This is a genomic window from Leclercia sp. M50 (assembly GCF_037150775.1).
In the GTDB taxonomy this organism is placed as follows: domain Bacteria; phylum Pseudomonadota; class Gammaproteobacteria; order Enterobacterales; family Enterobacteriaceae; genus Enterobacter.
Map to the genome: position 1 here is coordinate 1 of NZ_JBBCPK010000158.1, position 6,293 is coordinate 6,293.

Annotated in this window: 8 protein-coding genes; 1 reads left to right on the forward strand and 7 read right to left on the reverse strand. The window is 54.7% G+C overall.

Going from position 1 to position 6,293, the window contains the following annotated elements:
- The coding region (locus tag WFM46_RS22320) for a putative bifunctional diguanylate cyclase/phosphodiesterase (protein WP_336998577.1) at positions 1-1,199 on the forward strand (1,199 nt) is incomplete at its 5' end.
- A gap of 1 nt (position 1,200) precedes the next feature.
- Here the strand turns inward: WFM46_RS22320 and WFM46_RS22325 are convergent.
- The 7 genes from WFM46_RS22325 to WFM46_RS22355 form a co-directional block, all read right to left on the reverse strand.
- Positions 1,201-2,022, reverse strand: a complete 822-nt coding sequence (locus tag WFM46_RS22325; RefSeq protein ID WP_103179428.1) for a trypsin-like serine peptidase — start codon at positions 2,020-2,022, stop codon at positions 1,201-1,203.
- Positions 2,023-2,301: 279 nt separating this feature from the next.
- On the reverse strand, positions 2,302-2,616 hold the full coding sequence (gene asr / locus WFM46_RS22330; RefSeq protein WP_103179429.1) for an acid resistance repetitive basic protein Asr: 315 nt from the start codon (positions 2,614-2,616) through the stop codon (positions 2,302-2,304).
- Between the two features lie 149 nt (positions 2,617-2,765).
- Positions 2,766-4,253 (reverse strand): carboxypeptidase M32, encoded by a 1,488-nt coding sequence (locus tag WFM46_RS22335; protein ID WP_336998578.1) that lies wholly within the window; start codon positions 4,251-4,253, stop codon positions 2,766-2,768.
- A 138-nt stretch (positions 4,254-4,391) separates the two neighbouring features.
- A complete protein-coding gene (locus tag WFM46_RS22340; RefSeq protein WP_336998579.1) occupies positions 4,392-4,721 on the reverse strand; it encodes a DUF1493 family protein in 330 nt (109 codons plus the stop codon).
- On the reverse strand, positions 4,721-5,188 hold the full coding sequence (locus WFM46_RS22345) for an STM2901 family protein (RefSeq protein ID WP_336998580.1): 468 nt from the start codon (positions 5,186-5,188) through the stop codon (positions 4,721-4,723). Before WFM46_RS22345 ends, WFM46_RS22340 begins: the two co-directional genes overlap by 1 nt.
- Before the next feature lie 12 nt (positions 5,189-5,200).
- A complete protein-coding gene (locus WFM46_RS22350) occupies positions 5,201-5,683 on the reverse strand; it encodes an Hcp family type VI secretion system effector (protein ID WP_336998581.1) in 483 nt (160 codons plus the stop codon).
- 215 nt (positions 5,684-5,898) lie between these two features.
- Positions 5,899-6,293: MFS transporter (locus WFM46_RS22355; RefSeq protein ID WP_336998582.1), on the reverse strand; the 395-nt coding region annotated here is incomplete at its 5' end.

Here is a 6,293-nt window from a genome sequence, read left to right on the forward strand (position 1 = left end):
GCCAGCGCGGCGATACCGATCGCAAAAGCGTGGTGTTTATCGATCTCGACGGCTTTAAGGACGTCAATGATATCTACGGCCATGAGGTGGGCGATGCGCTGATCGTCATCATCGCGGGCGCGCTGCGTGACAATGTGCCCAAAGACGGCATGCTGGCCAGGATGGGCGGCGATGAGTTTGCCATGACCATCGGGGGCGACAACGCCGAAGCGCTGGCCTCGGCGTTTGCCGGCTTTGTGCTTGATTATCTCCACTCGCCCATCATTGTTGGTGAGCGTTCCATCCACATTGGCGCCAGTATCGGCATCGCCAGCGGCACGCTGGTGGAGTGCACCAGCACCGAGCTGTTCCGGCGCGCCGATATTGCTATGTACCACTCGAAAATTACCGGCAAGGGGCGGGTGACGCACTATGATGCCGAGCTGAACAACGTTCGCGAGCGTCGGCTGGCGATTGAGGGGCAGATCCGTCATGGTCTGGAACACAATGAGTTTGACGTCTGGTATCAGCCGATCATCGATGCCCGCAGCCAGAAAATGGTCGGCGTGGAAGCGCTGGTGCGCTGGCCGCGGCGTCCCCAGGGGCCGCTGGCGCCGGATGAGTTTATTACCGTCGCCGAAACCAGCGGTCTGATTTACGGCCTGGGGCAGTTTGTCCTCAGCCGGGCCTGTCAGGATCTGGAGCCATACACGGATTTAAAACTCTCGGTCAACATCTCCCCGGCGCAGTTTCGTGATCCCGAATTTGAAGCCAAAGTGGAAGGCGCGCTGGCCCTCAGCCACTTTCCCCCTACGCGCCTGCAGCTGGAAGTAACCGAAACCTACGTGCTGGAAAATCCCGAGCGGGCACGCTCAGCCATCAATAATCTCAAGGCGCAGGGTATCGCGGTGGCACTGGACGATTTCGGTACCGGCTACTCCAGTATCGGCTATCTGCGCCGCTTTAACTTCAATACCATCAAGATAGATAAATCCCTGGCCGGGCTGGTGGATCACGACGAACAGGCCTCGGCGCTGGTGAGCGGTACGGTGCGCATTGCCACCGCGCTGGGGATGACGGTGGTCGCAGAAGGGGTGGAGAACGAAAAACAGATGAAGCTGCTGCGTCTGGCGGGCTGCGATCAGCTGCAGGGTTACTGGTACAGTCAGCCGATGCCGATAGAGGCGATTATGGCGCTACGGCAGCAGCGCCAGTGTTAAGTCACTGCTGGGCCAGCTCTGCCAGCTTGTCGCGAAAACCGGTGATCGACAGGGCGCGGTTATCGGCCCGCCAGCGATCTTTTGCCGCCGGGGCCGAGCTCTGAACGCCGATAAGCTGCCAGCCTGCGGCGGTATTCAGCATCAGCGGCGAACCGCTGTCGCCGGGCAGGGTATCACACTGATGGGACAGCACGCTGTTTTGCGCCCAGCCGGTGACGATACAGTCCTGATGGGTGTACAGCACATCCAGATGATCTTCCGGGTATCCCGCCTGGCTCACCTTGCGATCGGCCTCTTTCAGGGCGGCGGTCAGCTCCGCTTTATCCCCGGCAAACAGCGGTAGCGGGGTGATCCCCGACGGCGGGTTGCGCAACACTACCAGACCAAAATCCCACGAGGCGGCAGAGGGCGGCACAATCCAGCCATCGCCATCGGCTTTCAGCCGTCTGCCTAACGAGGCATCGACGCGGCCTTCAATGCCGTGGATCTCATAACGCCAGCTCCCCTTTTGCGAGATGAAGCGCAGGGCAACGGCCCTATCCGGTTTACCTTTCGGCGGCACCAGCAGACAGTGTCCGGCGGTCAGCGCCAGTCGAGGGGTGATGAGGGTGGCGGTACAGAGGTTTCCGCTGGCCGTCTCCAGCTGGCCAATAGCCTCCCACGGCGCGCGGGACGGATCGGCGACACGCGTGCGATCGTCATGACCAAAAAAGAGCGTTTGAATCTCTTTGGCATTCGCGGCCTCGTTGTCGCCATCGTCCGCATGACTTAATCCAGAAAAGAGAAAAAATGTTCCCAGCACAATCGCAACAGATTTACGCATATCACACTCTAAAGGGATTAATTATGATTATTAAATATGAACCCTGGTAATTAACTATAGACGGGACAGCGCGAAAGTGGGAGTAAAATCAGCGTACTACAGTCAGGAAATATAAAACACACCCGCGACAAGTGCGCATAAAATAAGCGTGACAAGAATTACCTCAAACCGATAGCGCTGCAACATAACGCCCTCCGGATAAAAAAACGGCGCTGCCACCTTGCCGGTACAGCGCCGATGACCAACGTGCCCGTCGCGGACACGTTAAGCTAAGCGGGCTTATGCAGCCGGTTTTGCGGTTGGAGCAGCAGCTTCGTGTTTCACTGCTTTTTTATGGTGTTTTTTTGCTGCCTGCGCTTTCTGGGCTACAGGTGCGGCCTCTTCTTTTTTCACAGCTTTTTTATGGTGCTTTTTAGCCGCCTGCGCTTTCTGTACTGCGACTTTTTTGTGTTTTTTATGCTGCACGGTTTTCGCAGCCGGTGCCGCGGTAGAGGTGGCAGCCGGAGCCGCGGTGTTGGCAACAGCGTCAGCGGCGAATGCAGCAGAAGAGAGACCCATAGCAGCGGCAACAACCAGAGCTAATACTTTTTTCATCATCTTACCCTCGAATTGGTTTTTTCATTTAACCCCACTGCGGGGCCGTTGAAAGAACTATATCCCTGAAATTTCGGGGCTTCCGTGAGTGTTTGGTATCGGCGTGTAACGGTATGTACAACGCCGGGTCGATGACCCGGCGAGGAAGGTTACAGATAGCGGGAGGTAAGATGTTCGCGGAAATAACGGACGTTGAGATCTTCCCCGGTCGCCTGCTCAATCAGCTGGGCGGTGGTGAAACGGCTGCCGTGCTGCCAGATGTTCTGGCGCAGCCAGTCGAACAGGGCGCTGAAATCCCCGGCGGCGATGGATGCGTCCAGTCCCGGTAGCGCGGTTTTGGCCGCACTGAACAACTGAGCGGCGTACATAGCGCCTAAGGTGTATGACGGGAAGTAGCCAAAGCCACCGTCGGTCCAGTGGATATCCTGCATACAGCCGTTGCGGTAATTATCTTTTGTTGATAAGCCCAGCCAGGCCTGCATTTTCTCATCCCACAGCGCCGGAATGTCCTCCACCTCGATTTCGCCGTTAATCAGCGCCCGCTCAATTTCATAGCGCAGCACGACGTGTGCCGGATAGCTCACTTCATCGGCATCCACGCGGATATAGCCAGGCTTCACCCGCTGGTTCCAGGCGACAAAATTCTCAGGCGTAAAGGCCGCCTGGGTGCCGAAACGTTCATGGACGGCCGGGAGCAGGTGGTTGAGGAATGCCTTGCTGCGTCCGAGCTGCATTTCAAAGAACAGGCTCTGGGATTCGTGGATAGCGGTAGAACGCGCCAGGGCGATAGGCTGACCGAGCCAGTTGCGCGGCAGGTTCTGTTCATAGCGCGCATGGCCGGTTTCGTGGATCACGCCAAACAGGGCGCTTAACAGTTCGTCTTCGTTGTAGCGGGTGGTGATGCGCACATCTTCCGGCACGCCGCCACAGAATGGGTGAGCGCTGACGTCCAGACGGCCCGCATTAAAGTCGAATCCAAGGCTCTTCATCGCCTCCAGCCCCAGCTCACGCTGAATGGCGGTGGGGAATGGGCCCTGCGGCGGCACGAAGGCGTGGTGCGCCTGCTTCTCGACCACCTGCGCCAGCAGATCCGGCAGCCAGGTTTTGAGATCGCCAAACAGCTCATCCAGCCGGGCGCTGGTCATATCCGGCTCGAAGATATCCAGCAGCGCGTCGTAAGGGGTGCAGCCTTTGGCTTCGGCACGCAGACGGGCCTCTTCCCGGCTCAGTTTCACCACCTCTTTCAGGTTGACGGCAAAACCCTGCCAGTCGTTCGCCGGACGCTGGGTGCGCCAGGCATGCTCGCATTTGCTGCCCGCCAGCGATTTTGCTTCAACCAGCGATTCCGGCAGCAGCGCAGCCTGCTGATAGTGGCGTTTCATCTCCCGCAGGTTGGCCTGTTCAACGTCGTTAAGATCTTCGCTTTCGGCGTTACGCAGCCAGTCGGCCACGTTTTTATCGGTCAGGATTTGATGTTGCAGGACGCTCAGCTCCGCCAGGGCTTCACCTCGTGCGGCGCTGCCGCCCGCAGGCATCATGGTAAACATGTCCCAGCTGGCGATGGCGGAGAGATGGGAGAAGCGGGAGAGACGCTGGAAGGTGCGGGTGAGTTGCTGATAAGAATCGTTTTTCTGCATAGTTGTTGTTCTCTGTCAGATAGATGTGCTCAGGGGAGTTTACCGTGATTCCTGCACTTTTCCTGCATTCATTTGAGAGGAGGAGAAACAAGGGAGAGCAGTGCTATTAACAAAGGGGCACAAATGCCCCTTCTCTTGTTAGTCGTACAACCATCTACCTGCTTTTGCAGAATCGATAATCATTGAGACGGAGAGTGGTTTAAGTTCAGGTTCTGGTGAAGGTCTCTTTTGCCAGAATGGGTACTCATACTCGAAGTAGTTTCTCCCATCAAAGTTTGCATGCTCAATCTTGAAATGTTCGAACAGGTCTGACAAAAAGTCGTGGGCATCTTCTGGCAAAAACTGAAAATCATCGACTAACGTCCATTCCTTCGTGACCTGTTTGAGACCAGGTTTACACCAGTGTTTCCGCATCGGGTAATGCTTCATGATGTACCCGATAACCTCGGTTTCATAATCTCTGTCCATCAGAAATAAGTCCACGGTATGCGGTCGGAGGGCCTTGCTATTAGGTTGTATTTTTCACGTGTGCGTTTTGCGACAAGCTGAACGGTGATTATCAGCTCAGCGTAGCCTGCAAAAGGGATCCAGCGGCCTATGAAGGTTGCTATCTTATTTGTAGGAACCATTTTGAGTTTTGATAATTTCCCCATCGGAGCGCTCGGTCGGAGTCCGAAAGGGAAGCGAGCATCACCTAATAGTTTTCTTGAGACGATGGAGGCCACACTTGTACCCGGCGTGTTAGTTGCCGCGGACAATTTCCCAGAAACAGGAATATAGGGTTGGCCAATGAGTATCATGCTGACAGCTTCCGTTGTCATTCCCAACGCATTAGCAAGTTGTTCAATGAAAATAAGGTCAAACAATTCGCCAGGGGTCACATTGATGTGTCCGTGATAGTAATATGTCCCGTTTATCTCTTCAGTAGTGTCCATTCGACAGTCCCATTACGCAGTCTGGCGCTCTGACCATGCGTCAGAGAAGACGATGTTACCGTCGTTATGCTTCCAGGTGATTTTCTCGTAGCGCATTTCTACAGTTTCAAGATGGTTATTATTATTGTCGCCTGGAGCCGCCATTGATGGAGAGACCGAAACAACCCTAACGCCTTCTAAAAGAATATTGAAATACTCCGCTTCCAGACCGGCATCATTAATTTTGTAGAATTTCAATTCGGCTTTTTGCAGTGCTTGACCAGTAGCAACTGCTTTGTACAGATATGGGCTGGAATAGTCGAACTCTTTAACAATCATCAGAGGTGAATGAATGCGCTTACCCGTAGGTTTTCCAGTAAGGTTATCTGTAGGCGTAGAGAGATTATGATGTAGCCCTTTAAACTCAATACTAAATTCCCTGTTGCAAACATCGCAGCCACCCTTAATAAGTGCGCCACCATCATCGTATAACCACATGTTGCCTGGTATTGCCATTTTTAAACTTCCTTATTCAGTGTGTTGAATAAGGGAATTTAATCCAATGATATTGATAAGTAAATGAGGACGGGGCTTTAAGGTATTGTTTAGTAATAGTTTAGAAAATATCAGCATGGTCAAAAATAAAAATCCCCGAACACGTTTTGCACCAGAACGGGGTTGTCACTAATTGCAGAATCAGTTTTGTTGTTGGTGTTTACCAGGTCATGATCTCATTTCAAACGGCAATGAAGACGCCTGCCCACCATCAGCGCCCCACACAACATCAGCGCAATAAACCCGCCCACGCCGTTCCAGCCATACTGGTGCCAGAACACGCCGCCGAGCGTCCCGGCGATGCTGGAGCCCAGATAGTAGCTGAACAGATACAGCGACGAGGCCTGGCCCTTGGCGCGACGGGCGCGCGGGCCGATCCAGCTGCTGGCAACCGAATGGGCGGCAAAAAATCCAGCGGAGAAGAGCAACATCCCGGCGAAAATCACCCACAGGTTAGCGAGCAACGTCAGCAGAACCCCGGCCAGCATCACGCCGGTGGAAACGATCATTACCGGCCCACGCCCGAAGCGGGTGGTCATCGCCCCGGCTTTCGGTGAACTCCATGTGCCGG